Origin of the sequence: Blautia hominis, from assembly GCA_002270465.1 — a bacterium.
Lineage (GTDB): Bacteria > Bacillota > Clostridia > Lachnospirales > Lachnospiraceae > Blautia > Blautia hominis.
In genome coordinates this window covers 257,571-284,014 of record NQOF01000006.1, presented here as the reverse complement: position 1 = coordinate 284,014, position 26,444 = coordinate 257,571, and the positions used below count along the sequence as shown (strand labels likewise).

Below are 26,444 nucleotides of genomic sequence, written 5' to 3'. Positions count from 1 at the left end.
CTACCATATAAAAAGTTCTTCTCCTGTCAGTTTCCAGATCGCTTCAATAAAAAAGTAATCTCCATAAATGATGGCAAATTCATGCTTATCATCTGAAAATGCCGCCGTACACTTTTCCAATATATGATCACACTTCAGGGACCAGTTACATCTTTCATTTGCTAAAAAATGCAATAAGTTTATGGCTGTTTTTTTGTATTTCTCTCCACTTTTTACTATTTTGCTCAGTTCAAGCATGCCGCAGGCAGCTATGGCCGCTGCAGTGGAATCTTCCCAAGTACAGTCCGGAGGCTGTCTGAAATCTACCGGTATGCCACCCTCATCCGGTATGTTTTCCCTAAAGTAGTCCGCTGTTTTTTCTGCACTTTGGAGATACCCTTCCTCCTTTGTATATAAATAGCTCAGCACAAATCCATAAATTGCCCATGCCTGTCCCCTTGTCCATGTGGAACCCTGTCTGTATCCCTGCCCTCCATGAGAGGTGAGGAATTCACCTGTGGCCGGATGAAATTCTACAATATGATTCACAGACCCGTCTTCCCTGATAAAATACTTCATGGCTGTCTGTGCATGAATCTTGGCGATCTGACCATATCTGGGGTCTTTTGTCAGATCTGATGCCCAATATAAAAGCGGAAGATTCATCATACAGTCTATGATCGCCCAGCCTGCCCGGCTGCCATCCCTTTTATCATTCCAGGCTCTCAAAAATCCACCTGCCATGTTGAACCTGCCGGCCAGATTATCGGACGCAAGCATGAGCCGGTTATAGGATGCCTTGTCGCCGTCTATTCTGTAATGGGCCCCTGATGTAGGAAGCCATTTGAATCCGCTGTCATGGTCCATCCCCATATGTATCATCAGATTTCTATCCAGCTTCTCTTCCACTTCCAGGGCTATTCCCCTGTAAAGTTCATCTCCGGAAGCATGATATAACTGCCACATAATACCGCCCCAAAACCCATTGGTCCACCAACAGATATTTTTATCTGTCAGGTCATCAAAACAGCCATTTTCTGTTGTATACGGAATCTTATGCTGATTTCTTTCTGCAACGACTGCCATCTTGCTCTTTATCTTTCCGGAAATCTCCTGTGCCCAAAGAATCTCTCTTTCCATGTTCTGTCTTCCTTTCTGCTTTCTTTATATCAGCCTTTGATACCGGATGTAGCAATTCCCGCCACAAAATATTTTTGAAGTGCTAAAAATACGATCAATACAGGAACCAGAGATATCACCGCCCCTGCCATCATCAGTCCATATTCACTGGAATACTGCCCGATGAATCTTTGAAGCCCAATCTGGATCGTCTTTTTTGTTTCTGTCTTCAAGTAAATGGTCGGCCCCAGATAATCGTTCCAGGTTGACACAAAAGTGAAAATTGTCAATGTTGCCAGCGATGGCTTGGACAGAGGGAGCATGATCCTTGCATAAATACCATACTCGCTCATACCGTCAATTCTGGCTGCCTCACAAAGGGAATCCGGTATTCCCATATAAAACTGTCTCATTAGAAAAACGCCGAATGCGGAAAATGCCTGTAAAATCACCATCGCTAAAAGTGTATCATTCAGTCCCATTTTCCTCATCATTAAGAACTGAGGAATCATATAGACCTGCCAGGGCATGGCAATGGTAGAGATATAGGCCATGAAAAGGGTCTTTTTGCCTGAAAACTCCATTTTTGCAAATGCATAGGCAGCGAATGAGCTGGTAAACAACTGAAGTGCCGTAACGGTAACTGTCAATATTATTGTATTTTTTATAAATGTCCACAGTGGTATCCTGCTCCAAATACTTATATAATTGCTCCATTTGGCATTCTCCGGTATGAGCACAAAGGGGTTCATCTGAAATACTTCCCTGTCTGTTTTAATAGATGCGGAAAGCATCCAGACAAAGGGCAGCACGGTAACAATAATAACTGTCAGCAGCAGAACATATATTATGATCCTGCTTATTTTCTTATTGAAACTTATGGAATGCATAGTCTTCCTCCCGCTTAATCATTAGAAAATTTCGATTCATTTTTAAACTGTACCAATGTAACTGCCAGAACAATAAGGAACAAGCAGATTGCAGCTGCAGACGCATAGCCTAAGTCCCAGTTGGTAAATGCCTTTGAATAAATAAAGGATACCAATACCATAGATGATGTTGACATATTGTTTGTACCGGATAACAAAACCGCCGTATCATAAATCTTAAAGCATCCTATGGTAAGTATGATAACAACGAAAAAAGTTGTAGGCCTTAACTGCGGCCAGGTTACATATCTGAATTTTTGCCATCTTCCGGCACCGTCCAGTTCAGAGGCTTCATAAAGATCATTAGAAATCCCCTGAAGTCCTGCCAGGTAAATAACCATGTAATATCCCATGGATTTCCACAGAGAAAACAAGATATAGGAAACAATGATCAGTCTTCCGCTGAACCATTGAGGCAGTGCATCGCTCTGAAACAGATCAAATAATATTGAATTCACAGGACCCTTTGAAGGGTGAAATAACATTCTCCAAACTGTGGTGACAGCGATGATAGAACTGACATAAGGAAAACAGGCTACTGCTCTGATAAATCCCCGTCCTTTTATTTTCTGATTCAAAAGGATCGCCAGGCCCAGAGCCACGATCATTGTAATCGGTACTGTTCCAAGACAGTATAATAACGTGTTAAGCAATGCATTCAAAAAGAACTCATCCTTGGCTAAATTAACAAAGTTATCAAATCCCACAAACTTTGCGGGGTTGCTTCCATCCCACTGGCAGAATGCCATATATACGGCAACTACTATAGGCACTAATGTAAAAACAGCAAAGCCTATAAAATTTGGTGCCAAAAAACTATATGCCACAAGATCATTTTTTCGTTTTCTCTTTTTTTCCTTCTCACTAAGAGTCTGTACTTTCATAAATATACCTCGCCTCTAAACTTCAAACAGGGCCCCGGCCTCATTGCCGCACCCTGTTTGATTCCCCTGCTATCTATTGAATTTTAGCAGTTTCTTCATTCATTTTAGAAATCCCTTCCTCAACTGTACATTCACGGTTCATTATCATCGCATGGTACGTTCCTAACACTTCATTGATTTGAGATAGTTCTTTGCCATAGGGTGCTTCCAAATACATTTTTGTTACAGTAAGAGCTTCTTTTGTCTGTTCATCTTGCGGAAATCCCTCCATAGATAAGATTTCTTCTATGATCTCGTCATTACTGATCGCAGGGAAATTACCGGTTTTAGCTAATATTTTGGCCCCCTCTTCACCTGTTACCCAATTGATGAACTTCCATGCCTCATCCTTATTTACTGATTCTTCCGCGATAGTAAGACCTGTAATGGCACCTAAAGTTGTCCCCGGTTCCACACCCTCTGCATGTGGATAACTTGCAATTCCCCAATTACCGCAGAGTTCGGGGTCAAACTCTCCACTTGAAAGCTTTGTAAGCAAAGTGGTCACAGCCCAGCTTCCCATATTCATCATTGCAACGTTTCCATTTGAGAAGGCCGCTGAATAGTGAAGCCCCTCTGTTATCAGATCGGAATATTTCATGCAGATGCCATCTTCTTCCTGTTTTAATACCATTTCATAATATGGCTTCATAAAATCATACTTTTTATCTAATATACTATGTGTTCCATCTAATGTTCCCAACAGTTGTACCGTTGATGTCCATGGATGGTAATGAGCACCGTACACCTCTGAACCAAATGTAGTGTCCGCAACAGAACGTGCTAATTCATCGTACTCTTCCCATGTCATATCATTAGAGGGATATGAGACTCCCTTCTTATCAAAAATGTCTTTGTTATAAAAAATCCACCAGACATCACTTCTAAATGGAAGTTCATATAATTTGCCATCTACAGCCACCTGTTCTGTAACCCCATTAAATTTAGTAAGATCCACACCGGATTCCTCTATGTATTCATCCAGAGGGATGATAGCATTTTTTTCAACTAATGTTGCATAACTGGCAACGTCTTTAATACTTACAATATCTAACTCTGTACCACTTCCGGACAATTCGGTAGCCAGAACATTGGAATAGTCATTAGAGCCAAAATCCACGCATTCTATCTCGATTCCAGGATTGGCCTTCATATATTCTTCCGCCAGATCTTCCCAGTATTCTATAAGACTATAATCCCAAACTGCCCATTTTAAATGTACCTTACCTGTCTCTCCATCAGATTTTGCACTAGCCTTTTCTGCTCCGCCGCATCCGGTCAATGCCACGGACAAAACCATCGCTGTAGTTAAAAGCACACTGATAAACCTTTTTTTCATAATTCCCTCCATTTGTGATTTTTTTCAATAAGATAGTCAGAAAGGCGCTGTTAACGTGCACCTTGCCCCAATAATATAGCCTGCTATTTGATCATATATGATTTTTTTTGGTTGCTTTGTATGATTATCCTGTATTTCTTACAAGTTATATAATACAATATTGACAACCACATCTTAATATCCTATAATGTAGAAAAACTAACTTATTCTGTTATGTAGTAAGGAGAATCTTATGTATCAAGTAATACGCGGGGGATACGAAACAAAGCATCCCAACTCTTTTGTCCGTTCCTGTCCTGTGGGAATTCCAAATTATCTACTGCTCATCATACATACGGCCGGACAATTTCAGATCGGACAGGACATTACCCATATCACACCAGGGCATGCACTACTTATTTCTCCCAATACTTCTTATCGCTATGGCAACCCTCAGGGTGCCTATATTGATGACTGGCTGCACTTTTCCGTAAGCAGCACCATAGATTTCTCCAAGGTTTTTCCCATGACAAACCAGTTGTTTCCCGTGAGCGATACAAAAACCCTGACCCAATTGATCAAACAAATATTATGGGAGGCTTCTTATACGAAGCCTCCCTACTTGAAACAAAATATTGATTCTTTTTTTACGATACTTATCAACCATCTTCTGGCTTCATACGGAAGCAAAGATATGATCACTACTGCCTCTTTATCTTATGAATCTCAGTTTCAGTCCCTGCGCCTGGAAATGAGGAATACTTTGTCAGAAAAACACAGCATAAAAGACTATGCCCAGATGATTGGTATAAGTGAATCCTATTTTCAGCACTTATATACCGACTACTTTGGAGTTTCTTTTCAGAAAGACCTGATCCGGCTCCGCATTGAGGAGGCCCAATATCTGCTGTCCACTACCAATCTGACAATGGAAGAGATTGCGGACCGCTGCGGATATACAAGCAATGTCCATTTTTACAGACAGTTTAAATCCCTTACAGGCATAACACCCAACAAATACCGGAAGTACGGCCCTCCTGCCTTTCATACAGATATACTTTGATCCAATGATCAAAATTCACAGGTTTATACTTTATAATTACCTTTGGCTTTATACACTCCTTTTACTATTTCATATGACAGCTTCGCCCGTCTGTATTCATCAACGATCCCTTTATTGTTCATGGTACGCGGGCGGGTGCCAAACCAGCTGCTGCTTACCCGTGTATCACAGAACTGCCATATATAGATACCGCTGCAGCCATCCTGTTCAAACACTGCGGTAATCTGTTCTTTTAATGTCTCCGCCTGATATTCTTCTGTCCATTTTACATGAGAGGGATGCCGGTATCCGTAAAGGGCGCCTGCGCCGATTTCTGTGATCAGAAAAGGTTTCTCTTTTCCTTCCGTATTATCCTGAACCCATTCATATAAATCCTTCAGGTATTCTTTTACAGGCGTATCATGATACCACTTGGGATAAATATTATAGGATACTATTTCCGGATACCCAAAGCAGATATCTGTCTTAAACTGACAACTGGCTGAGGAGCGGGGACGTGAGGCATCCAGTTTTCTGATCCACTCATATTGGGCTTCATAACACGCTTTCCCATATTCTGTATGACTTGCACATTCGTTTAATATTCCCCAAATATAAATCGAAGGGTGATTATAATGGGCCGTTATCATTTCATAGATGCAGTCCTCACACTGTTTATTAAAATACGGATTTCTCATAAGTTCCTCAGATAAGCCCCTGGCATGATTTTCTTCCCATACTAAAATCCCCTGTTCATCGCATAAGTCCAAAAACAACTCATCATTTGGATAATGGGTTGTCCTTATGGAATTGGCCCCTAAATCTTTTGCGATCATCAGATCATACTGCATCGCTTCTAATGGAAGCGCACAGCCGAACTGAGGGTGGTCTTCATGTCTGCAGAGTCCTTTGATAAGAAGTTTTTTTCCGTTTAAGAGGATATCTTTTCCTGAAACTTCTATTATCCTGAATCCCACACGTTCGATCAGGTCATCTACGGATATGCTGTCTTTGTCCTCTAAAATAGCTTCTATAGAATATAGCCGGGGAGACTCGGGACTCCATTCCTCTGCCTCCCTGCAAAGAAGTTCCTCTGTTGTGATGATTTTTGTCTCCTTACCCTTCAAAGTTACAGGTAATGAAACCAGTCTGTGTCCTGCAAAATTAACCACAATGGTTCCTGTAAAATCCAAGTCCGACACATTGCATAAATTTATCTCAGCTTTTCCGAACCAGGCTTTCCCTTCTGCATTTTCATTTCTTTTCAATAGGGGCGTAAAATGGATCCATTTTATATAGACATCCTCTATCTCTTCCATTATAACTGCCCTGGAAATACCGCCATAAGACTGGTAATCGTTTGGCACATGAAGCGCGGATTCCGGTCCAAAAGAATTATCCGCAATAATTTCCAATGTATGTTTTCCCGGTCTGAGATTTGGTACAATGGCTTCAAAAATGGTATAGGCATTATAATGAGATGCCACCTTTTCCCCATCTACATACACACATGCTGTATGACTCACGCCTTTAAATTCCAGCCGAACATTTCCTTCGGCCTCAAAGGTACGGCAATATCTGGCTTTTCCGGTATATGCAGCCGTGCCGGGATAGTTTTCCCAACAGCTCGGAACATACACCTGCTGCCTGCAGTCCCCCTCCCCCGACAAAGTTTCAAAATCCCATAAGCATGAAGACAGTTCCTTCATCTTTCTGATTTTATGTGTTTCAAAAGTTCTTATCATCTATCTTCTCCTTTCACAGATCATTTCATATCCTCTTAGAACCCCTGACTGACCGTTTTCAGAAGTCCTATGCTGATACTACACAATTTATGAAGGCAACTCAATTTCATATAGTATTCCAGTAGTAACATTTTCTGTTATAAATTGAATTATCCTGTATTCCCTGTCTTATCCCTTGCAATTTAATCAAGAACGGATAGAATCTCCACTGTTTGTTCATAGATTGAAACGCCCGTGAAGCTGTTCAGTCATACTTTTCCTACAATCTAAAAATTTTTCCTCGTGCAGATGTTTTTCCACAAAATGAAAACAGTTAGTCTGAATGCTGATACGCCATTGACCACCTCACAAAGAACGTATCATCATTCAGACTAACTGCTTTTAACATGGGAAACTAAGCTATAATAGAACAGAAACCTGGTTTTCTTCGTACTATTCCATGCTGCTTTCCATTTTTTTAATCGCTTCTTCCACATCGGGAACAAAAAAGAAATCCTTCCCTTTATTGCTTTCATAAATAAAGTCATGGAGCGGTTTACTGGTGTAACCGGAAAAATCACCGACAATGGCAAGCTTTATACCATAATTTACATATTTCTGAAGAATTTCCCCTGCAAGTTTTGTTGACAAAACAAAAAAATCTTCAGTTACGCATTCTTTGGGAATCACCAGATTAGACGTCCCCGTATCGTAGCTGATTGTCATTGCGAAATCTAAAGCGGATTGTAAATCCGTAATGATTAAACTGTCATTTTGGACCACTGCAATGTTTTTGTGTGTTCCTTTTCGTGTAATATTCATTATAAACTCCTTTATGTGTCTGAAAATCATTATAATGCCCGCAGAAGGGCATTGATCAGTGGAGGTGACCCGGTCTAAACAGGATTTTACTATCTCTGATCGCTGGGATCATTCCACAGTCTGTCCTGTTACAACAGAGATAAATTCTAACATTTCCTGTATAAAGCGAAGATTCCCCCATAGTGTAACTCTAACTTTATTTTCATGTTCTAAAAATTGAGCATACATTGTGGATTTTCCATACTCTTTCGGTTTGCAGTTCAAGGATGCTGTAAGTAAATTGACAAGCTGCATTCCTTCCCCGTTGTCACTGACCGTAATATCCGCAACACAGGAAATGGAAACTCTGTTTTGGCTGTTATCAGCAACTTCTGCGCCTGTCAAACCAACATTTTCAGTAAATACACTTAAATCATGGCCTGTCACACGCCAGCTTTTTCCAACCTTATGAGCCCTCAGCCTTCCTTCACGGATATATCTTTGAATTGTTTTAGGGTGCAGGGCAAGCAGCTCTGCTATTTGTTCGACTGTATAATATTTTTCCATTCCTTTTTATTCCTTATTATTCTTTTATATGGAATTATAAGTTATATTAAGGAATTTGTCAACCTTATTTCACCTCTCCGGGTCTATAGACTTCCCCTTTTCATGCTGTCAATCAATCCTCTTCAACAAAGTCGAAGATGCAAGATCCTGCATCACGCAGTATACCCTCAGGGAAAACACCTCTTTCCTTTTCGTATTTGCTCTGTTATACTTTTAAGAAATCTAAGGAGAAAATGGGAGGTCATCCGCATGAAAGAAATCAAAGCAGAAATCAAGATAAAGGATTTAGATAAAATAGATATCAGAGTAGGAACCATAGAAACGGTTGAAGATGTACCTGCATCAGACAGACTCATTAAAATGACTGTCGATTTTGGTGCATTTAAAAGAACCATACTTGTTGGTATGAAAAAGGAACGGGAAAATCCCAAGGAAGTAGAAGGTAAGCAGGCATTGTTTGTGGTCAATTTAGCACCACGGGAGATGTTCGGCATAGAATCTCACGGAATGTTATGGGATATCGGTTACGAGGACGGAATTATCCCTGTACTTGCAATGCCCGAAAAGCCTGTACCAAACGGTACGAGAGTTGGATAATATGTACCGGAGGATACATGATTTCCTGCAAATATAAAAACGAGGCAGCTGCAGCCGGTCCATCCTTAAACGAACCGGCTGTCTCTGCCACACTTAATCCTCGTTTTCAATTTTCTGCGCCACGATAAAGATATTCGGCGGATTTTTGTGAAGATTAACGATCTCCAGCACCAGAAATCCCTTTTTCTGAATTTTACGCATTAGGCCAATGGGCGTGTCAAAAGCAACATAGGGCATCAGGTGCAGTTTGCTTTTCACAAACTTTTTAATGGAATCTTTTGAAAAGTTCCTGCCCAGACAGTCTGTAGCGGATATAAACACCCCGCCGGGCTTCAAAAGAGACCATATTTTTTCCAGCACTTCATCCCTGTCCTGCAGATATAAAAGCACATTAAAAGCGGTTACCACATCAAAACTGCCCGGTTCCCCGCTGAAATTCATCATATCCGTGTGACAGAACGTGATATTGTGACACGCTTCCCTTGCTGCCTTCTGCACGGCTTGCTCCATCATCTCCTCTGATGTATCGATTGCCACGATCTCCCTCACCTTCTGTGAGATTGGAATGGTGGTATTGCCTGTCCCGCATCCGAAATCCAGGACCTTTGCCTCCTCATTCAGGTACGGCAGTGTACGTTTCACTGTCTTTTTATAGGCTTTTTTATATACCTTCCATACCTGGTCGTCGTAAACTCTGGATCTCCTGTTCCAGAAATATTCATTGTCTGATGGTTTTTTTGACATCTCATGTTTCCCCTTTCCTTCATTGCCGCGGACTGCATCCGCTGTTTAAACCATTATAAAAATCTGCGGAGCAGCCATTCTTTCCCCTTTGTATAAGGCTGATAACGAATAGGCAGATCTATCCTATCCGACTTCTTCACCACACTCTTTTTGTGGCTGAAGGTGTCAAAACTTTCTTTCCCGTGATAACTTCCCATACCACTTCCGCCCACTCCCCCGAAACCCATATGAGGAGTAGCCAGATGAATGATCGTATCGTTGATACAGCCCCCGCCAAAAGAAAGATTCCTGAGAACCCTTTTTTCCGTCTTCGCATCCCTTGTAAAAAGATACAAAGCCAGTGGCTTCTCCCTCTCTTTTACAAACTTTATCGCTTCTTCTATCTCTCCGAAGGTGAGTACCGGAAGCACCGGGCCAAAGATTTCCTCCTGCATCACAGGAGAATCTTCCGTAATACCGGTCAATACCGTAGGCGCGATCTGCAAGTGCTCCTCATCCCCATAACCGCCCGTCTCAGCTTTCTCATCCTCAAGCAGTCCCATCACCCTGTGGTAATGCTTCTCATTGATCATCCGCGGATAATCCGGATTTTTTAATGGCTCCTCCCCAAACATCTGCCTGATAAAATGTTTCACATAAACCAAAAATTCCTCTTTTACATCCTCCTGCACAAGCAGGTAATCCGGCGCCACACACGTCTGCCCGCTGTTTAAATATTTGCCGAACACCAGTCTTTTTGCCGCCATTTTCAGATTAGCCGTATGGTCCACAATACAAGGACTCTTCCCTCCAAGTTCCAGTGTAACCGGCGTCAGATTCCTGGCTGCCTTTTCCATCACCAGCCTGCCAACTGTCACTCCGCCCGTAAAAAATATATAATCAAACCGCTGTTCTAAAAGCTCCTGATTCTCCTCCCGTCCCCCTTCCACCACTACAGCAAACTCAGGCGGAAATGCCTCACGGATCATCTTAGCGATCACTGCCGACACATGCTTCGCATATCCGGACGGCTTCAGAATACAGCAATTCCCGGCAGCGATCGCCCCGATCAGCGGTTCCATACAAAGCATAAAAGGATAATTCCACGGCGCCATCACCAGCACCACCCCGAAAGGTTCATGCGTTACAAAGCTCCTGGCCGGAAACTGCGCCAAAGGTGTATGCACTGTTTTCTCCCTCATCCACCCCTTCAAATGCTTCTTCACAAAAGCCAGCTCACTCAAGACCAGCCCTGTCTCCGTCATATAAGACTCAAAAGAAGATTTATGCAGATCCTGATACAATGCCTGCCGTATCTCCCCTTCATACCTCTTCACAGTCCTCTCCAAACGTTCCAAAGCCTGCATCCGAAACGCCAAAGATTTCGTACATCCCTTCTCAAAAAACCTCCTCTGCCCCCGCACCAGTTCATCTATTTCCATACACATTCCTCTTTTCCGCGCTTTTCCCTATTGTAATACATTTCCCCAAAAAGAACAAGGCACCCCTGTCCATTCCCGTCCATTCCCCGGCTCACCGCCTTTCTCTTCCGTCCGCCTTCATCCTAATAAAATAAAAAAGCCGAAAAAGGCACACTTTTCTCCCTTTTCCGGCTTTCTGCATTACATGAATTCCATTCTCACCGGCATCACGATCCCGCAGCTTCCCACTGCGGTTTCGCAATACTCCATCTTTATCCCTCCACGATCAAATACTGCCCGTTAGGCAGTGAAAACACCTCACTTGCCTCCTCGATCTCGTCCAGGGACATTCCATCCACATCCATCCCGTTTTCCTCAAAATACTCCCTGACTTCCTCAATAGAATCAACCACAACAGCCATGCAGTCTTCCAGAAAGGCCTCAGCCTCCTCCACAGTCTCCGCCACCGGCTCGGCAAACAACTGCCCCTGATTCTGTAAAAATGTGAGTAAGCATTCATCACTGAATTCGTTCATTCTACATATCCTCCTTTAATGATTATTTTATTTAAAACGGTTTCCACCCGTTTTGTTTCTGCTCTGCACGCCTTTTTCACTGCCTCTTTTGCATCACCTGCGGCATAGCTGTACTTTACCCTGGAAAGCATCTCCAGATCATTATAATTGTCACCGAAGGCTGCGCACTCCTCCGGTCTGATATTCAGGCTCTGCTGCAGTATCTGCATGGCGTTTCCCTTATCCGCGCCTTTTGGCATCATATCCAGCCAGGCAAATCCGGAAGTCACAACAGTGGCTCTCTCCCCGAATTTTTCTTTCCAGTAAGGATAGATCTCCTCCACCCCGGCCTCCTCATACACCGATATCTTCAGGTATGGTTCCTCTATACGGAAAATATCATCCATAAGAGTCACATCATTTTTTACAAAATTAGCGATATGGTCATAAAAAGAGGCTTGCTTTGGCTGGATATAACATGTGCTCTCACCGGAGACCAGAGCCTCCGCGCTTTCCTTCTTAAGAATGCTCTCCAGTATCTCATCTCCTAATGTCCTGTCAAACACATCTTTATGTAGGACTCTGCCCTGATAGACCACAAGTGCCCCATTTTCACAAATATATGCGATCTCATCCTTCACGGGCGCAAATAACCTGCGCAGATTCGGATACTGCCTTCCGCTGGCTGCGGCAAATAAGATACCCATTCCGGATAGTTTTTTGATCATCTCTACCGCTTCCCGGGAAATTTCCCTTGTGCCCTGCAGAAGCGTTCCGTCCAGATCACTGGCAATGAGTTTCAGCATGGTTTCTCTCCTTCACAAATGCCAGCACCTCTTCCGGTCTGTCCACTATTTTCTTAGCCTGATGCTCTTCCAGCTCTTTTCTGGGACGGAATCCCCATGTAACGCCTATTGTAAACATTCCCGCGGCCTTCCCCGTATCCATATCCGTATTGGTATCCCCCAGATACAGACATTCCTTGGGTGTGACCCCAAGCCTGCCCGCAATAGCCAGCGCGCCAACCGGGGACGGTTTTCTTGGAACTTCTTTTGTCTGTCCCTGTACTTCATCGAACAGCCCTTCACCAAAGATCCGCTTCACAACATCCACGGCTGCGTGATGAGGCTTGTTGGAAAATACGGCAATAGATATCCCCTCCGCTTTCAGCGCTTCAAGCAGCTCCACAATACCGTCAAATGGTTTTACATGGTAAAAAGGGTCCTCTTCAAACCATTTCCTGTAGAGTGCTTTTGCCTCCTCATAATCCACCGTTTCCGTACCGCCGGAAGCTTTTAGGATCCGCTTCACCAGTTCATCGGCCCCATCCCCTGCAAAATAATTATACTCCCGGATCTGCCGCTTGGGGAGTCCATAATGACAAAGAAGCCTGTTTCCTACTACACCGATGGATTCCACCGTGTCCGCTATGGTTCCGTCCAAATCAAATATACATGCCCGAATCATGAATGCCACTCCTTTATGTCTATTCCCATATGCTTTAACTCCTGATAGAGCCTGGCCAGAGGAAGGCCCACCACATTGCTGTAGTCACCGTCTATCTTCTCCACAAAGACTGCGGATCTGCCCTGGATTCCATAGGCACCTGCCTTGTCCATTGGCTCCCCGGTCCTCACATAGGCGTCAATTTCCTGCTCAGACATGGGATAAAAAACAACCTCTGTCTTTTCAAAAAAGCTCTTTTCTGTCTCAGCACCATTCTGCCGCAAAAGAAGGGTCACGCCCGTGTATACCTGGTGGGTATTGCCCTGTAGTCGCCCGAGCATGTCCCTGGCCATACATTCATCCGCAGGTTTTCCCAGAGTGGAATCCTGAAAAGCCACCACGGTATCTGCTCCGATCACCAGCACATCCCCGCATGTCTTTTCAAAAACCTCTCTGCCCTTACAGCGGGATAAATCCTGTACCACCTCCTGGGGCAGACTGGATGTTATGATCTCCTCCGCATTGCTAGGGCATACATCAAAGGATGCCCCAATCTGCTCCAACAGTTCCCTGCGTCTTGGAGAAGCACTGGCTAATATTATTTTTTTCATATTTATTCCCTGCTTCCTTCCTCTCAATACTTTTTTAAGTATAGCGTCTCTCCCTCTTCCACGCAATATAATTTTTTGCCAAATTTTTCTCCTTGGTTCTGCAAAATCTGATATTATTTTACCAGAAACTATTTAAAAGGTACAGGCAAAAACTCCCCTGTGCCTGTCAAAACTTATTTCCCCTTTAAAAACCCGGAGATATAGGATATAATAGACACCAGGAAAGCCACTTGCCATTGCTTAACACAGAATTAGAGGAGCTATTTATGAAAATACTTTTTACTGACCTGGACGGCACACTGCTCAACGATGAAAAACAGATTCCCGAAGTCAACTCCGCAGCCGTAAAACAAACCCTTTCAAAAGGAAATGCTGTGGTGATCTGCACCGGGCGCTCCTATTTTTCCGCAAAAAAATTTGTGGACAGACTGGGGCTGGATCAGAAGGGGTGCTATGCCATTCTCTACAACGGAGGCATGATCTACGATTGCTGCAGCGGTGATATCCTCTGCCAAAACACCATGCCCATGTCCTACGTGAAATACATTTTTGAGCAGGCTGCACGTTTTGACCTTTACTGCCAGACCTACGAGGGAGATTACGTTGTCACCCCCAAAGACAGGCCGGAGGCCGCCCAGTATCACTGGTCCTCCCAGATGGAAGTACGGGTTGATCCGAACCTTCTGGAACACCTCGAAGAGGAGCCTGTCAAAGTGCTGACTTCGTGTCTGGATGACAGAAAAAAACACGAGGCATACCGGGATTTTATGCTTCCCTGGGCAAAGGGAAAGGTCTCCATTTTCTTCTCCAGTGAGTATTACCTGGAACACGTTATGGAGGGTGTATCGAAAGGCGCTGCTATCCGCTGGCTCTGTCAGTATCTGCATGTGCCCATAGAACAGACCATCGGTATAGGAGACGCTGAAAATGACCTGACCATGCTGGATGCTGCAGGCTTTGCGGTCTGCATGAAAAACGGCACCCAGGAGGCCAAAGACCATGCGGATCATATCACCATACTGGACAATAACCAGGGCGGAGTGGCTGAAATCATCGAAAAGTTCATGTAAAATTTATAAAATAGGTCTTCCAATATTCTGTTAAAAAGTATTATAATGGTAATACTAAAAATAGTCATTTGAAAGGAAAGGGATTAATATGGGTAGCTTTGGAAAAAAATTATTGGGATTTAGTGTAATCGGTGCGGCTGCAGGTGCGGCATTTTATTATTTAAAGAAACAGAAAGAAGAAGATCCTGATCTGGAAGAAGATTTTGCCGATTTCCAGGACAATGTAAAGGAAACCGCTGCATCTGCTAAAAATGTAGCAAGCAAGCTGAAAGAAAAAGTAGAAAAAACCGTAGAAGAGACTGTGAATAAAGTAAAAGAACATACAGATGACATTCTGGATGACCTGGACGATGAGGACATTTTCGAGGATGATGACATGGATCTGGATGATCTGGCAGAAGATGTAAAAGACGTTGCAGAGGATGTAAAAGAGGACTTAAAAGACGCTGCCGAAACTGCCAAAGACGGCGCTGCTGAAACTGCCAAGGACGTAAAAGACGCTGTGGAAAAAAGCGTGGAACAGGTATCTGAGGACCTGAAAGCAAGAATGGAAAACGCAAAAAAAGCCATGGAAAACAGCAGTTCTGAGAATACAGAGAAAACAGAATAACACAGACCCCCCGGTGACTTGTACAAGCCAAATCCCGGGGGCTTTCTTTTATTTTACTCCTGACCGGCATCGAGATTTTCCAGTATCTGCCGTTTGTAGTGCAGAAATTCCTCTGACAGATTAAAATCACCCGGCCTTGGACGTGGTTCCCGGATACGAATTTCCTGCGTGATCCGTCCCGGTTTACCGGTGAGCAGATAGATCCTGTCTGACAATAATATGGCCTCATCAATATCATGGGTGATAAAGATCGTGGACAGATGTATCTGTTCCATCACCTGAAGGTACCATTTATGCATAGCACTCTTTGTCAAGGTGTCAAGGGCCGAAAACGGCTCATCCAGAAGGGCCAGTTTTCGGGAAAACAGGTAGGTCCTTAGAAGGGCTGCCCTCTGGCGCATACCGCCTGAGAGCTGCCCCGGATATTTCTTCTGTGTTCCCTCCAGGCCGAATTCCTGAAAATAAGGCTGCACTTTTTCCCTTGCGGCCTTTTTCTTCTCCCCTTTTATGAGAAGAGAAAGGGCCACATTATCCTCAATGGTGCGGTACGGGAGGAGCATGTCCTTCTGCAGCATATAGCTTACATTTCCGGGACAGCCCGTGATCTCCTTTCCATCCAGATATATATGCCCCTCTTCCGGTTTTTCCAGCCCGGAGATCACATTAAAAAGGGTAGTCTTTCCGCCGCCGCTGACCCCTAAAAGGCATACCAGTTCCTGGTCATGAAGGGCAATGGTAATATCCTCCAGAATTTTTACTCCGTCAAAGGATTTACTTACATTTGAAACCTTTAATTCTGCCATATTTACCTCCGGAGCTTCGTTTTATTCCGGCAGATAGTCATTGGAAAATCCCGCGTTTTCCGGAATCTCTGCCTCTGACAACCCGCTTTCATTCAGCCAGCTATAGAAGGCATTCCATCTGGCCGGGTCTATATAACCCCACTGACCGACTTCCGCTTTATACTGGTCTTTTAAGTATTCCTGGCTGGCCTTCACCAGTTTTTCATCCAGTTCCGGGGAAGCTTCCAGAAGAATATCCGCTGCCCCGTCCGGGTCTTCAATGGCCTCCTCATAGCCCTGCTTCAATGCTCTTAAAAATGCCTTTGCCGTATCCGGCTCTTTTTCCAGGAAATCATTGTTGGCGATCACAACCGGTGTATAGTAATCAAATACCGGATTGATATCCTTAAATGCAAAATAATCCGTCTCCAGGTCTGCAACCTCTGTGGCAATACCTGCCCATGCGTAGAAGATCCAGATAGCATCCACGGATTTTGATTTCAGGGCAGACACTTCGTCTGTGACCGTGCTTGGGATCATCTCCACCTTGGAGAAATCCCCGCCGTCTTTTTCCACCACATTCTGCACCATAGCTTTCTCGATCGGTCCATCCCAGGTTGCGTATTTCTTTCCTTCCAGGCCTTTGGGGGTATCCAGCCCCTCTCCTTTTCTGGATATGATACCGGATGTATTATGCTGGATCAGTGCAGCTACCGCTGTGCTTGGCAGCGCATTTTCACCTGCCACACCCGGAGCCATACTGTCCTGGAAAGAGACACCAAACTGTGCCTTTCCTGATGCCACCAGAGCGTCCGCGCCGTCCTCCGGGGGCTGTACGATCTCCACATCGAGACCTTCTTTTTCAAAATAGCCTTTCTCTTTTGCCACATAAAGTCCGGTATGGTTCGTATTAGGCGTCCAGTCCAGCACGAAAGTAAGCTTTTCCAGCTCCTCTGAACCGCTGTCTTTATCCCCTGTATTTTCTGCGGCAGAATCCTTGTTTCCTTTGTCCTCACTGCTGCCGCAGGCAGTCATGGATGTGAGCATGCAGACGGCAAGGAAAGCCGCCAAGATCTTCTTTTTCATCCTCTATTGTCCTCTCTTTTCTGTCTTATTTTGCCTTTTCCCAGGGCATGCATTTTTTCTGCAGGATATCCACCAGCTTCATAAGAAGAAGGCTGATAATGGATATCAGAAAAATAACCGCAAACATCTTATCAAAAGCAAACGCCTTTTTCACACGGATCATATACACACCAAGCCCGGAAAACCCACCCAGCCACTCTGAGATAACCGCACCCACAACAGAATAGGAAGCGGAAATACGGAGACTGGCAAAAAAACGTCCCATGGCACCGGGCATTTTAATATATCTGAATATTTGAAAATTGCCTGCCCCCATGCTTTTTAAAAGATTCATCATGTCCTTATCCGCAGAACGGAAGCCTTCCAGAAGCCCTATGGTGATAGGGAAGAAGGTCACAATTACGATCAGGATAACCTTTGGCAGCATCTCATACCCAAACCACAGCACAAGAAGCGGTGCTATGGCTACTGTGGGCACAGTCTGGGTGATGACGATCAGCGGATAAAAGGCTTTGTAAAGTTTTTCAAAACGATCCATGAGGACCGCCATGATAAACCCAAAAGCCACACCGCAGAGCAGTCCCGCTGCCGCCTCAAGAAGCGTAACCCCGGAATTTTCCATAAGCAATGGAAACTCACTGCCAAAAGCTTTCAGTACCTGCAGCGGCGAGGGAAGCATAAAGTTGGGAACCAGACCTGCCATGGAGACGATCTGCCAGATGAGCAGGATCGCAAAAAGGGCGGTTGCTGCCCACAGCTTACTGGTGATGCTTTGTAACTTTTTTCTCAATGGTCAGCACATCTCCTTCTGGCTTATAAGACACTTTGATATAGGCCGCAACGGAAGGCGCACCTGCACGGACTGCAATATGCTGGCACTCTTTTACAATATCCATCAGTTCATCATAGTCACCCTCAATGGCGGTCTCAAAAGGCCCTACATAGTAGTTCAGCCCTGTACTCTTAATATAATCAATCACCTCGTCCACAATACGGATCAATTCCTCGTCATTCTTTGCCTCCGGCAATGTCTGGATCGCTACACTTGCATTCATTTTTCTTTTCCTCCTTAGAATCCTTATAAGTTTCACTTTTTGTCTGCAGGGTTTTTTACAATATAAAAGCTCCCGGCAGGTTTTACCTGAACAGGAGCTGGTTATCAGAACGAATGCGCACTGGCCTGCAGTGCCTCTCTTATGCTCCCTACGCCGGCATTACCCGGATCAGGTTAAGGGTGAAAAACGATTACGGTTTTACTCTCAGCCGGACTTCTCTCCAGCTCCCCTGTTGTCTTCTCAAGTGTACTTCATTGTAAAATAATTGTCAAGCCAATCCTCCGGCTTTTTAATGTTACTGTTCACTCCGTGTACAGTAACCACTCCGTTCTCAGTAACTCTTTTCTCTTCCATTCCAGGCTTTCACAAGCCTTTTCATGCCTTCCTCCAAGTCTTCCTCCGACATGGTGGCATATCCCAGAAGAACCGTTGCCGGCATTTGAGGTGCCTTACCGCTGACCAGGAATTCGGACAATCCGTAAACTCTGACACCGGCTTTTGCTGCCCTTTCCACTGCTTCCTGTTCGGATGATCCATTTTTAAAATGTACCAGCAGATGGACCCCCGCATTTTCACCGGAACAGGTGCATACGTTTCCCAAGCCCTCTTTCAGCCAGTGCAGGAGCAGATCATGTTTTCCTTTATAGAGACTGCGCATTCTGTTTAAATGCCGCTCGTAATAGCCTTCCCTCAAAAAAAGCTCAAGGATCCTCTGATCCGCCCTGGAAACCGTGACGGAGAAGGGATTCTCCCCGCTCAGATACCGCTGCATCAGTTTCTTTGGCAGTACCATATAACTGATCCGGATGGAGGGTGCGATAGACTTTGAGAAAGTACCAAGATAGATGACCCGCTCTTCCTTATCAAATCCCTGTAAGGCAGGTATGGGCTTTCCTTTGTAACGGAATTCACTGTCATAGTCATCTTCGATGATGTAGCGGTCTCCCCTCCCGGCCCATTTCAGGAGCGACAGGCGGCGTTTCAGGGGCATGACCGTCCCCATGGGAAACTGGTGGGAGGGCATGACATAGACCATATCCGCTCCGGTCTGCTCCAGGTCATGTACATCAATTCCCTGTGTGTCCCGGTTTACGATGCACCTCTCAAATCCCATATGCCCAAAGTCATGCCAGGCACTTCTGTATGTAGGGTTCTCCATGGCAATTTTTCTGTCTTTCCCGAGAATGGTGCACAGCAGCATCAAAAGATAATCATTCCCCGCCCCCACAAGGATCTGCTCCGGTTCACAGTGGACACCCCTGGCCTGATAGAGATACGCAGAGACAGCCTGTCTAAGAGACAATTCCCCGCAGGGATCCCCCAGTGCGAAGAGCGCATCCTGCGCATCTGTCAAGACCTGCCGCGACAATTTCCGCCATGCATTGTGGGGAAAACTGCCGGGGGCAATTCCGTTCAGGGCAAAATCGTACGCATATTTATCCCTGTCCGTCTCTGCCTTTCGTTCCTCCCCCATGCCCACGCTGCCGCCTTTTTGAGGACTGTCAGACCATGCTTTTCTTCCTGTCTCACGCGTTTTCTCTCTTCCGCCCGTGCCGTAATAAAGCCCTTCGATGTCGCATACAAAATATCCCTTGCACGGGACCGCCTCAATATATCCCTCTGAGACCAGCTGGTCATAGGCCAAATCCACGGTGCTCCTGCTCACAGACAGATTTCCCGCAAGTGCGCGGGAGGACGGCAGCCGCATTCCTGCGGCAAGCCGTCCTTCCTGGATTTCCTGCTTAAAATATTCACATATCTGTTCGTACAAAGGCGCTCCCGCCTTGGTATCCAATGAAATAATCAAATCGTTCATTCTTTTTTCTCTGATCCATGATTGAGCGATAGAAAATATGCACACATATCTTCTATAATTTAAAGGAACTTTTCAAAGAAACGATCCTGTTAAAGACCGGCTCTCCCGGTTTGGAATCATGACAGTCAGCACAGAAAAAGCCGTTTCTCACAAACTGGAAGCTGTCATACGCCTGGGCCTCGGCCAGTGCCGGCTCCACATAACAGTCTTTCAATACCACCAGGGAGTTGGGATTTAAGTTCAGGCTTCCGTCCTCTTTGTTATAGACACCCTTTTCCTCATCCACAATATTTTCATACAGGCGGCATTCCGCTTTTGCTGCGGTTTTCCCGGCTACCCAGTGAATGGTTCCTTTTACTTTTCTGCCGTCAGGGGAATTTCCTCCCTTTGACTCCGGATCATAGGTACAGTGAACGACAGTTATATTGCCATTTTCGTCCTTTTCAAATCCGGTGCATTTTACAAAGTAAGCATTCATGAGGCGCACTTCATTATCCGGATAGAGGCGTTTGTATTTTTTCGGCGGTACTTCCATGAAGTCCTCACGCTCAATATACAGTTCTCTTCCAAAAGGTACTTTTCTGCTGCCGAGTTCCGGGTTTTCCATGTTGTTGGCAACTTCCAGATATTCGATCTGATCCTCCGGATAGTTGTCGATCACCAGCTTCAGCGGGTCCAAAACTGCCATCATACGAGGTTTCTTCATCTTCAGGTCCTCGCGGATGCAGTATTCTAACATAGCGTAATCCACGGAACTGTTGGCCTTTGACACGCCGCAGAGATCCACAAACATTTTGATGGACTCCGGTGTAAATCCACGTCTTCGCAGAGCGGCAATAGACACCAGACGGGGATCATCCCATCCGTCCACAATGCCGTCCTCAACCAGTTTCTTGATATAACGCTTTCCGGTCACCACATTGGTCAGGTACAGTTTTGCGAACTCGATCTGCTTGGGCGGATGCGGGTATTCCAGTTCCTTCACAACCCAGTCGTAAAGAGGACGGTGGTCCTCAAATTCCAGAGTACAGATTGAGTGGGTCACACCCTCAATGGCATCCTCAATGGGATGGGCAAAATCGTACATGGGGTAAATACACCATTTGTCCCCGGTATTGTGATGTGTCATATGAGCCACACGGTAGATGACAGGATCTCTCATATTAATATTAGGGGAGGCCATATCAATCTTGGCGCGGAGCACTTTGCTTCCGTCCTCGAACTCTCCGTTTTTCATGCGCTCAAACAGGTCCAGGTTCTCCTCCATGCTTCTGTTCCTGTATGGGCTTTCCTTGCCGGGTTCCGTGAGGGTTCCCCGGTATTCACGGATCTCCTCTGCAGATAAGTCACAGACAAAAGCCTTGCCTTTTTTGATCAGCTTAACGGCTGCCTCATACATCTGTTCAAAATAATCGGACGCAAAATACAGACGGTCCTCCCAGTCTGCACCCAGCCATTTGATATCCGCTTTAATGGATTCCACAAACTCCACTTTTTCTTTTGTGGGGTTGGTATCATCAAAACGCATGTTGAATTTGCCGTGATACTTCTGTGCCAGACCGTAGTTGAGCAGGATGGATTTTGCATGTCCGATATGCAGATATCCGTTGGGTTCCGGCGGAAAACGGGTACAAATCTCCTCGTACTTTCCTTCCTCTAAATCCTTGTCGATAATCTGTTCAATAAAGTTTTTAGAAACGGTTTCTTTTGCTGTTTCCTTTTCCACTTACAGTTCCTCCATCATCTATATTTATGGTAATTTTTTGTCTAAGAAATATACTACCATAAAAATGGTAATTTTCAAAGGCTTTATAGGAAAAAATTTAAAAGGGCCGTTGTCAGGCTTTTTCTCAGGCAATTTCTGCCCAAAACCTGACAACGGCCTTATTTTTCCGGGGAAGCCCAATCTGCCGGCCCCTGTTCTTTCATGGATAAGCGCAATTACGGAATCATGTACCCGTAATCAGATATGACTGCATCCATGATCTTCCGAAGTCCTGCCGGAACCGCGGGATTTTCATCATCCAAAAGGATTTCCACCGGTCCGCCAAAGAGACGCACCTTTACCCGTTTCTCTTTTCGGTCAAGGACCACAAAACCGTTGTTCTCACTGTCTTCCATGTCAGCCTCATCCGCGAACAAGGTAAATTTGTCTTTATAAGGAGCACTGGAGTACGGGCAGAAGGTCTTACAGTTGCCGCACTCGTTACACATATAATCCACATGGACGATCTGGCGCATAGCCATACCGGGCACTTTGACGGCAATGTTGGCTCTGTTTGGACATACATCGGTACAGTTCTCACAGACATATGCACAGTTCAGACATCTGCCGCTTTCTTTGGCCGGTTCCTTTTCACTGTCCAGTAAGCCTTTTTTGCTGTAACAGGATTCCTCACAGCCCTCTTTTTCCAGTTCAGAAACGACTGCTTTCTGAAGGAATGCTGCCGCCGCTTTCTGCGCATCCCGGATTCCTTCCACCACGGTGGCCGGACCGCCCAGACCGTCACCGATCACATAGATGCCGCTGCAGGCTTCCAGTGTGGCACTGTCTGCCACAACCTTTCCTCTGTTGTCAAGAGGAAGCCCGTTCGCTTGATATAGCGCAGTATCCACACGCTCTCCTACAGCCGCGATCACGGTATCTGCAGGCACAGTTTCCTCCTCGCCGGTCTCTTCCACAGAAGCTCTTCCGGAAGCATCCATCTCTCCCAGTTTCATCTTCCTGCACAGCAATTTTCCATCTTCCATAGATACCGGGGACAACAGCTCTTTAAACTCAATGCCTTCCTCCTGTACCAGTATCAGTTCTTCCGCGTCAGCAGGCATATAACGTCTGGTTCTTCTGTATACCAGATAGACATGCTCCACACCTTTTGTGCGTTTGGCTGCTCTGGCTGTATCCATGGCTGTGTTGCCTCCGCCGATGACAACCACATGTTTTCCAAGATCCACATCCCCGTCTTTTGCCTTGAACTCTTTCAGGAACTCTGCAGCGTCCACAGGTTCCCCTTTTTCCAGTTTTAATACACCCGGTTTTCCGGCTCCTGCGGCGAAAAATACAGCGTCAAAACCTTGGTCTTTCAGCTCTTTGGCAGAAGATACTTCTTTTCCAAGCTCCACTTTTACACCCATTTTGCGGATGATGGCAGCGTCTTTTTCTATGGCTTCCTTTGAGATCCTGAAGTCAGGGATCACGTGTGCCACAACTCCGCCCAGAGCATTTTCTTTTTCAAAAACAGTAACATCTGCACCGCCTCTTGCCAGGAAATAAGCTGCTGCCATTCCGGTTGGGCCGCCGCCGATAACTGCTGCTTTTTTGCCTGCTGTCCTTTCAGGAACAGCCAGTTTTTCCATTACCGCATCATAGGCTTTTTCGGCTGCTTCAAGCTTTACATTCCGGATGTGCACAGGATCTTCATAGAAATTCCTGGTACATTTGTTCATACAATTATGGGCACAGATTGTTCCGGTGATGAACGGAAGTGGATTCTTGTCAAGGATCACTTCCAATGCCTCCTCGTATTTACCTGCAGAGGCAAGTTCCATATAATTGCTCACATCCTGATGAATGGGGCATCCAGCCTCACAGGGAGCCATAAAACAGTCCATAAGCGGAACATTGTCCTGAACCTTGCGGTTTGGAAGGGGTTTTATGGGTTTTACATGGTGCACATCACGTTTTGCATCCTCGGCAAGCTTTGTGACCGCCTCCACGTCCACACCGGCAAAAGGTTTCAGGCCATCCTGCGCCAGCAGTTCAGCCATCTGCGCACTGCGGTTATATCCACCCGGTTTTAAAAGTGTGGTCGCCACGGTCACCGGCCAGATACCGGCTCCCACGATCCTGGATATATTGAAATAATCCGCACCGCCGGAATAGGCGATCCGCAGGCGTCCGTCAAACTCTTTTGAAAGCTTTGCCGCCAGGGAGATAGACAGCGGGAACAATGCCTTGCCGGACATATACATCTCCTCACTGGGCAGTTCCTCTCTGGTCACATCCACCGGGAAGGTATTGGTTATCTTCACCCCGAAAGACAGCCCCAGTTCCTCTGAAAGCTTCATAAGCCTTGTGAACATGGGAACCGCGTCCCCATACTGCAGATTATCCTTAAAGTGGAAATCACCGAACATCATATAATCATATCCCATGTCATCCATGGTCTTTCTGGCAAATTCATATCCCAGAAGTGTGGGATTACATTTCACAAAGGTATGGATATGCTTTTCTGTGAGCAGGTAGTTAGCTATGCTCTCGATCTCATGAGGCGGGCATCCGTGAAGGGTGGAAATGGTGGCGGAATTACAGATATCCTCCGGGATTGCTTCCACATCTTCTTTTGTATATTTCTCAAATCTGCCGATATTTTCAAGCAGCCATTTTCTGCATTCTGCAAATGTGGCATCCTGACCTGCATGCATCATAGTGTCAATGAAATGATTTATTTTTTCTGATTTGATCCCTGCCAGGTCATAACCCACGCTGATATTAAACTGGAATCCGTCCTGGGCCCCCAGACCCAGCTCTTTTGCCATCACATGCAGGGCAAACCATGCTTTGATATACTCGCTCATGGCATCCGGCACCGTAAGCTCTGTGGACCATTCACAGTTATACCCCTCATCCTCAGCCAGGATACAGGGTTTGTTCACGCAGGCGGACAACTCCGCGCCGTCCATGATCTGCACGGTCTTCAGCTCAAAGAAACGGCTGCCTGTATAATATGCTGCAATAATGTTCTGAGCAAGCTGTGTATGCGGACCGGCTGCGGGGCCTATGGGAGTCTCCAGATCCCTTCCGAAGATCTCCGCTTTTGCCTCTTTTGCCACGTACTTTTTATGTGTTCCGAACACCGTTTTACTGGCCTTGTTTTCCTCTAGAATCCAGTCCATGATCTGGGAAAACGGCATACATGTCATCTTATCGCCCATAATAAAAACCTCCCATAAATACCTTATCTTCCATTAATAGAATCTGCTAATCTCTTTGCTTCTTCCCTGCATTTTGCCATAACTTCCGCTTCATCCGCAACCAGGACTTCCCTGTCTTTCATAAGGATCTTACCGTTACAGATGGTGGTGTTTACCTGCCTTCCGCTCATGCCGAACAGTACATGGCTGTTGATATTTCCTGCGTGCATAGGGGTAAGCGGATCATAATCCATGACGATCACGTCTGCTGCCGCACCCTCTTTTAACACACCCAGCTCCTTTTTAAAGTAGCGGCCTGCGATCCCTGCATTGCCCTCAAAGAGCATCTTGGGAACCTCTCCCCATGCCGCATTGGGGTCACAGAGATGGTGTTTGTGAAGGACATTTGCCACCTTGTAGGATTCCAGCATATCATGGGTATATCCGTCTGTGCCAAGTCCGGTCAGGATCCCCTTCTCCACGATCTTCATGGTCGGAGGACATCCGCAGGCATTTCCCATATTGGATTCCGGGTTATGTACTACCATAGTATCTGTCTCTTTCAGCAGATCCATCTCATGCTCATTGATGTAAATGCAGTGCCCCAGGAGTGTCTTCTCTCCCAAAATCCCGCAGTCCATCAAACGGTCCACGATCCGTTTTCCATAGTGCTTCAGGCAGTGGTGCAGATCTTCAATCCCCTCCGCCACATGGATGTGATAACCGACTCCCTCAGGTTTGTGCGCTGCCGCCATTTCCATTGTCTCATCGGATATCGTAAAGGATGCGTGCATTCCCATCATACCGGCTATCATATCGCTGTCATCCGCCAGCGCATGGCGTGCGAATCTTTCATTTTCCAGCACAGACTCACGGGCCTTCTCCATCCCGTCCCTGTCGGAGATCTCATAGCAGAGACAGGTACGGATCCCCAGGTCTTTTGCTGCCTCACTGATGGTAAACAGACTGTCCGGTATCTGACAGAAGCTGGCATGGTGGTCAAATACGGTGGTCACACCGTTTTTAATGCTGTCCAGATACGTGGCGTAGGCGCTGTATTTTGTGCCTTCCAGTGTCAGATGTCTGTCAATGGTCCACCACATGCCGTCCAGGATATCCAGAAAACCGTGGGGATCGTAGCCGTCTATGGACAGGCCCCTTGCAAAGGCACTGTAAATATGCTCATGGGCATTGATAAATGCCGGCATGATCACCCCTCCTTTTGCATCCACATACTCTGCATCCGGAAATTCTTTTCTAAGTTCCGCTTCCTCCCCAGCCTTTTTCACCACGCTGCCATCCAGAACTACTGCGCCGTGTTCAAAAAAAGGCGCCTGGTCATCTCTTGTCACAAGCCTTCCGTTCCCAATCATTAACATAGCTTATACCTCCTTGC

General features: G+C 45.6%; 25 protein-coding genes and 1 riboswitch. Of the genes, 4 read left to right on the top strand and 21 right to left on the bottom strand.

Features of this window, described 5'->3' with window-relative positions:
• The 4 genes from CI595_RS19555 to CI595_RS19540 all read right to left on the bottom strand — a co-directional run bounded on the left by CI595_RS19555 (position 1) and on the right by CI595_RS19540 (position 4,289).
• Positions 1-1,119 (bottom strand): glycoside hydrolase family 88 protein, encoded by a 1,119-nt coding sequence (locus tag CI595_RS19555; RefSeq protein WP_095175296.1) that lies wholly within the window; start codon positions 1,117-1,119, stop codon positions 1-3.
• Between the two features lie 29 nt (positions 1,120-1,148).
• On the bottom strand, positions 1,149-1,988 hold the full coding sequence (locus tag CI595_RS19550; RefSeq protein WP_095175295.1) for a carbohydrate ABC transporter permease: 840 nt from the start codon (positions 1,986-1,988) through the stop codon (positions 1,149-1,151).
• Between the two features lie 14 nt (positions 1,989-2,002).
• Positions 2,003-2,911: a carbohydrate ABC transporter permease gene (locus CI595_RS19545; RefSeq protein ID WP_095175294.1), complete on the bottom strand. Its 909-nt coding sequence runs from the start codon at positions 2,909-2,911 to the stop codon at positions 2,003-2,005.
• A gap of 73 nt (positions 2,912-2,984) precedes the next feature.
• Positions 2,985-4,289, bottom strand: coding sequence for an ABC transporter substrate-binding protein (locus CI595_RS19540; protein ID WP_095175293.1), 1,305 nt, complete (start codon positions 4,287-4,289; stop codon positions 2,985-2,987).
• A gap of 232 nt (positions 4,290-4,521) precedes the next feature.
• Here CI595_RS19540 and CI595_RS19535 point away from each other — a divergent pair, with 232 nt between their 5' ends.
• Positions 4,522-5,331 (top strand): helix-turn-helix domain-containing protein, encoded by an 810-nt coding sequence (locus CI595_RS19535; protein ID WP_095175292.1) that lies wholly within the window; start codon positions 4,522-4,524, stop codon positions 5,329-5,331.
• Between the two features lie 23 nt (positions 5,332-5,354).
• Here the strand turns inward: CI595_RS19535 and CI595_RS19530 are convergent, their stop codons facing one another.
• The 3 genes from CI595_RS19530 to CI595_RS19520 all read right to left on the bottom strand — a co-directional run bounded on the left by CI595_RS19530 (position 5,355) and on the right by CI595_RS19520 (position 8,402).
• On the bottom strand, positions 5,355-7,055 hold the full coding sequence (locus tag CI595_RS19530; RefSeq protein WP_095175291.1) for a glycoside hydrolase family 2 protein: 1,701 nt from the start codon (positions 7,053-7,055) through the stop codon (positions 5,355-5,357).
• Between the two features lie 432 nt (positions 7,056-7,487).
• On the bottom strand, positions 7,488-7,856 hold the full coding sequence (locus CI595_RS19525; protein ID WP_095175290.1) for a DUF4180 domain-containing protein: 369 nt from the start codon (positions 7,854-7,856) through the stop codon (positions 7,488-7,490).
• A 108-nt stretch (positions 7,857-7,964) separates the two neighbouring features.
• Complete coding sequence (locus tag CI595_RS19520; protein WP_095175289.1) at positions 7,965-8,402, bottom strand: helix-turn-helix domain-containing protein; 438 nt, start codon at positions 8,400-8,402, stop codon at positions 7,965-7,967.
• Positions 8,403-8,651: 249 nt separating this feature from the next.
• On the opposite strand from CI595_RS19520, the gene CI595_RS19515 reads away from it, so the two are divergent.
• Entirely contained in the window at positions 8,652-8,999 is a 348-nt protein-coding gene (locus CI595_RS19515) for a tRNA-binding protein (RefSeq protein WP_095175288.1), read from the top strand.
• A gap of 93 nt (positions 9,000-9,092) precedes the next feature.
• On the opposite strand, the gene CI595_RS19510 is transcribed toward CI595_RS19515, so the two are convergent.
• The 6 genes from CI595_RS19510 to CI595_RS19485 form a co-directional block, all read right to left on the bottom strand.
• Positions 9,093-9,743 carry a class I SAM-dependent methyltransferase gene (locus tag CI595_RS19510; protein WP_095175287.1) on the bottom strand — a complete coding sequence of 217 codons (651 nt, stop codon included), beginning with the start codon at positions 9,741-9,743 and terminating at the stop codon, positions 9,093-9,095.
• Between the two features lie 53 nt (positions 9,744-9,796).
• On the bottom strand, positions 9,797-11,164 hold the full coding sequence (locus CI595_RS19505; RefSeq protein ID WP_095175286.1) for an aldehyde dehydrogenase: 1,368 nt from the start codon (positions 11,162-11,164) through the stop codon (positions 9,797-9,799).
• Positions 11,165-11,415: 251 nt separating this feature from the next.
• Entirely contained in the window at positions 11,416-11,679 is a 264-nt protein-coding gene (locus tag CI595_RS19500; RefSeq protein WP_095175285.1) for a glyoxalase, read from the bottom strand.
• A complete protein-coding gene (locus CI595_RS19495) occupies positions 11,676-12,464 on the bottom strand; it encodes an HAD family hydrolase (protein ID WP_095175284.1) in 789 nt (262 codons plus the stop codon). Before CI595_RS19495 ends, CI595_RS19500 begins: the two co-directional genes overlap by 4 nt.
• Positions 12,442-13,125, bottom strand: a complete 684-nt coding sequence (locus CI595_RS19490; protein WP_095175283.1) for an HAD family hydrolase — start codon at positions 13,123-13,125, stop codon at positions 12,442-12,444. The genes CI595_RS19495 and CI595_RS19490 overlap by 23 nt, the downstream gene beginning before the upstream one ends.
• Positions 13,122-13,715, bottom strand: coding sequence for a Maf family protein (locus CI595_RS19485; protein ID WP_095175282.1), 594 nt, complete (start codon positions 13,713-13,715; stop codon positions 13,122-13,124). The genes CI595_RS19490 and CI595_RS19485 overlap by 4 nt, the downstream gene beginning before the upstream one ends.
• Before the next feature lie 266 nt (positions 13,716-13,981).
• Here CI595_RS19485 and CI595_RS19480 point away from each other — a divergent pair, with 266 nt between their 5' ends.
• Together CI595_RS19480 and CI595_RS19475 are read left to right on the top strand one after the other, a co-directional pair.
• Complete coding sequence (locus CI595_RS19480; RefSeq protein ID WP_095175281.1) at positions 13,982-14,785, top strand: Cof-type HAD-IIB family hydrolase; 804 nt, start codon at positions 13,982-13,984, stop codon at positions 14,783-14,785.
• An 88-nt stretch (positions 14,786-14,873) separates the two neighbouring features.
• Positions 14,874-15,395 (top strand): hypothetical protein, encoded by a 522-nt coding sequence (locus tag CI595_RS19475; protein ID WP_095175280.1) that lies wholly within the window; start codon positions 14,874-14,876, stop codon positions 15,393-15,395.
• 53 nt (positions 15,396-15,448) lie between these two features.
• On the opposite strand, the gene CI595_RS19470 is transcribed toward CI595_RS19475, so the two are convergent.
• From CI595_RS19470 to ssnA, 8 genes are all read right to left on the bottom strand, one after another.
• On the bottom strand, positions 15,449-16,198 hold the full coding sequence (locus CI595_RS19470) for an ABC transporter ATP-binding protein (RefSeq protein WP_095175279.1): 750 nt from the start codon (positions 16,196-16,198) through the stop codon (positions 15,449-15,451).
• A gap of 21 nt (positions 16,199-16,219) precedes the next feature.
• Entirely contained in the window at positions 16,220-17,263 is a 1,044-nt protein-coding gene (locus tag CI595_RS19465) for an ABC transporter substrate-binding protein (protein ID WP_095175278.1), read from the bottom strand.
• A gap of 25 nt (positions 17,264-17,288) precedes the next feature.
• A complete protein-coding gene (locus CI595_RS19460) occupies positions 17,289-18,053 on the bottom strand; it encodes an ABC transporter permease (protein ID WP_095175277.1) in 765 nt (254 codons plus the stop codon).
• Positions 18,022-18,318 (bottom strand): thiamine-binding protein, encoded by a 297-nt coding sequence (locus CI595_RS19455; RefSeq protein ID WP_095175276.1) that lies wholly within the window; start codon positions 18,316-18,318, stop codon positions 18,022-18,024. The genes CI595_RS19460 and CI595_RS19455 overlap by 32 nt, the downstream gene beginning before the upstream one ends.
• Before the next feature lie 128 nt (positions 18,319-18,446).
• A riboswitch (TPP riboswitch) is annotated at positions 18,447-18,559 on the bottom strand.
• 90 nt (positions 18,560-18,649) lie between these two features.
• Positions 18,650-20,134, bottom strand: coding sequence for a MocR-like pyridoxine biosynthesis transcription factor PdxR (gene pdxR / locus CI595_RS19450; RefSeq protein ID WP_095175275.1), 1,485 nt, complete (start codon positions 20,132-20,134; stop codon positions 18,650-18,652).
• A gap of 52 nt (positions 20,135-20,186) precedes the next feature.
• Positions 20,187-21,860, bottom strand: coding sequence for a glutamine--tRNA ligase/YqeY domain fusion protein (locus tag CI595_RS19445; RefSeq protein ID WP_095175274.1), 1,674 nt, complete (start codon positions 21,858-21,860; stop codon positions 20,187-20,189).
• Positions 21,861-22,075: 215 nt separating this feature from the next.
• Positions 22,076-25,069: a putative selenate reductase subunit YgfK gene (gene ygfK / locus CI595_RS19440; protein WP_095175273.1), complete on the bottom strand. Its 2,994-nt coding sequence runs from the start codon at positions 25,067-25,069 to the stop codon at positions 22,076-22,078.
• Between the two features lie 23 nt (positions 25,070-25,092).
• On the bottom strand, positions 25,093-26,427 hold the full coding sequence (ssnA, locus tag CI595_RS19435) for a putative aminohydrolase SsnA (protein ID WP_095175272.1): 1,335 nt from the start codon (positions 26,425-26,427) through the stop codon (positions 25,093-25,095).
• Positions 26,428-26,444: the final 17 nt, after the last annotated feature.

Bases quoted from the DNA above. Each gene is read 5' to 3' on its own strand.
- CI595_RS19555 (WP_095175296.1), bottom strand. From the start codon at position 1,119: ATGGAAAGAGAGATTCTTTGGGCACAGGAGATTTCCGGAAAGATAAAG.
- CI595_RS19550 (WP_095175295.1), bottom strand. From the start codon at position 1,988: ATGCATTCCATAAGTTTCAATAAGAAAATAAGCAGGATCATAATATAT.
- CI595_RS19545 (WP_095175294.1), bottom strand. From the start codon at position 2,911: ATGAAAGTACAGACTCTTAGTGAGAAGGAAAAAAAGAGAAAACGAAAA.
- CI595_RS19540 (WP_095175293.1), bottom strand. From the start codon at position 4,289: ATGAAAAAAAGGTTTATCAGTGTGCTTTTAACTACAGCGATGGTTTTG.
- CI595_RS19535 (WP_095175292.1), top strand. From the start codon at position 4,522: ATGTATCAAGTAATACGCGGGGGATACGAAACAAAGCATCCCAACTCT.
- CI595_RS19530 (WP_095175291.1), bottom strand. From the start codon at position 7,055: ATGATAAGAACTTTTGAAACACATAAAATCAGAAAGATGAAGGAACTG.
- CI595_RS19525 (WP_095175290.1), bottom strand. From the start codon at position 7,856: ATGAATATTACACGAAAAGGAACACACAAAAACATTGCAGTGGTCCAA.
- CI595_RS19520 (WP_095175289.1), bottom strand. From the start codon at position 8,402: ATGGAAAAATATTATACAGTCGAACAAATAGCAGAGCTGCTTGCCCTG.
- CI595_RS19515 (WP_095175288.1), top strand. From the start codon at position 8,652: ATGAAAGAAATCAAAGCAGAAATCAAGATAAAGGATTTAGATAAAATA.
- CI595_RS19510 (WP_095175287.1), bottom strand. From the start codon at position 9,743: ATGTCAAAAAAACCATCAGACAATGAATATTTCTGGAACAGGAGATCC.
- CI595_RS19505 (WP_095175286.1), bottom strand. From the start codon at position 11,164: ATGGAAATAGATGAACTGGTGCGGGGGCAGAGGAGGTTTTTTGAGAAG.
- CI595_RS19500 (WP_095175285.1), bottom strand. From the start codon at position 11,679: ATGAACGAATTCAGTGATGAATGCTTACTCACATTTTTACAGAATCAG.
- CI595_RS19495 (WP_095175284.1), bottom strand. From the start codon at position 12,464: ATGCTGAAACTCATTGCCAGTGATCTGGACGGAACGCTTCTGCAGGGC.
- CI595_RS19490 (WP_095175283.1), bottom strand. From the start codon at position 13,125: ATGATTCGGGCATGTATATTTGATTTGGACGGAACCATAGCGGACACG.
- CI595_RS19485 (WP_095175282.1), bottom strand. From the start codon at position 13,715: ATGAAAAAAATAATATTAGCCAGTGCTTCTCCAAGACGCAGGGAACTG.
- CI595_RS19480 (WP_095175281.1), top strand. From the start codon at position 13,982: ATGAAAATACTTTTTACTGACCTGGACGGCACACTGCTCAACGATGAA.
- CI595_RS19475 (WP_095175280.1), top strand. From the start codon at position 14,874: ATGGGTAGCTTTGGAAAAAAATTATTGGGATTTAGTGTAATCGGTGCG.
- CI595_RS19470 (WP_095175279.1), bottom strand. From the start codon at position 16,198: ATGGCAGAATTAAAGGTTTCAAATGTAAGTAAATCCTTTGACGGAGTA.
- CI595_RS19465 (WP_095175278.1), bottom strand. From the start codon at position 17,263: ATGAAAAAGAAGATCTTGGCGGCTTTCCTTGCCGTCTGCATGCTCACA.
- CI595_RS19455 (WP_095175276.1), bottom strand. From the start codon at position 18,318: ATGAATGCAAGTGTAGCGATCCAGACATTGCCGGAGGCAAAGAATGAC.
- pdxR (WP_095175275.1), bottom strand. From the start codon at position 20,134: ATGAACGATTTGATTATTTCATTGGATACCAAGGCGGGAGCGCCTTTG.
- ygfK (WP_095175273.1), bottom strand. From the start codon at position 25,069: ATGGGCGATAAGATGACATGTATGCCGTTTTCCCAGATCATGGACTGG.
- ssnA (WP_095175272.1), bottom strand. From the start codon at position 26,427: ATGTTAATGATTGGGAACGGAAGGCTTGTGACAAGAGATGACCAGGCG.